Source organism: Brevundimonas sp. (assembly GCF_035627475.1).
Taxonomy (GTDB): Bacteria; Pseudomonadota; Alphaproteobacteria; order Caulobacterales; family Caulobacteraceae; genus Brevundimonas.
This window is the reverse complement of sequence record NZ_DASPLR010000020.1, coordinates 1-1,203: the sequence shown is the minus strand read 5'-3', so window position 1 is coordinate 1,203 and position 1,203 is coordinate 1. Positions and strand designations below refer to the sequence as shown.

Here is a 1,203-nt window from a genome sequence, read left to right as displayed (position 1 = left end):
CGCGACAGGTCATTACTCGATGATGCTCGCAACCACGCCGGCGCCGACGGTGCGGCCACCCTCGCGGATCGCGAAGCGCAGTTTCTCTTCCATCGCGATCGGCACGATTAGCGTGACTTCACAGGAGATATTGTCGCCAGGCATGACCATCTCGGTGCCGGCCGGCAGTGTCACAATGCCAGTCACGTCGGTGGTGCGGAAGTAGAACTGCGGACGATAGTTGGTGAAGAACGGGGTGTGACGACCGCCCTCTTCCTTGGTCAGGATGTAGGCCTCGGCCAGGAACTTGGTGTGCGGGGTGATCGAGCCGGGCTTGCACAGCACCTGGCCGCGCTCGACGTCCTCGCGTTTGGTGCCGCGCAGCAGCACGCCCACGTTGTCGCCCGCCTGGCCCTGGTCCAGCAGCTTGCGGAACATCTCGACGCCCGTGCAGGTCGTCTTCTGCACCGGACGGATGCCGACGATCTCCACTTCCTCGCCGACCTTGACGATGCCGCGCTCGACCCGGCCCGTGACCACGGTGCCGCGGCCCGAGATCGAGAACACGTCTTCCACCGGCATCAGGAACGGCAGGTCCACCGGACGCTCCGGCTGCGGGATGTAGGCGTCCACCGTCTCCATCAGCGCCAGGATCGACTTCTCGCCGATCTCCGGGTTGACCCCGTCGGTCGCCGCCTTGGCCGAACCCTTGGTGATCGGAATGTCGTCGCCCGGGAACTGGTAGCTGGAGAGCAGCTCGCGCACCTCCATCTCGACCAGCTCGAGCAGCTCCTCGTCGTCCACCAGGTCCACCTTGTTCAGATAGACCACCAGCGCCGGCACGCCGACCTGACGGGCCAGCAGGATGTGCTCGCGCGTCTGCGGCATCGGGCCGTCGGCGGCCGAAACCACCAGGATGGCGCCGTCCATCTGCGCCGCGCCCGTGATCATGTTCTTCACATAGTCGGCGTGGCCCGGGCAGTCGACGTGGGCGTAGTGACGGTTGGCCGTCTCATACTCGACGTGCGCCGTGTTGATCGTGATGCCGCGCGCCTTCTCTTCCGGCGCCGCGTCGATGTCGGCGTAGTTCATCGCCTTGGCGCCGCCGGCCTTGGCCAGCGTCATCGTGATCGCCGCCGTCAGCGTCGTCTTGCCATGGTCCACGTGACCGATCGTGCCGATGTTGCAGTGCGGCTTGGTGCGTTCGAACTTTTCCTTGGCCAT

Annotated in this window: 1 protein-coding gene; it reads right to left on the bottom strand. The window is 65.6% G+C overall.

Annotated elements, in window-relative coordinates; all coding sequences use genetic code 11:
• Positions 1 to 12 precede the first annotated feature (12 nt).
• The coding region (tuf, locus tag VEA62_RS04740) for an elongation factor Tu (protein WP_324819084.1) at positions 13 to 1,203 on the bottom strand (1,191 nt) is incomplete at its 5' end.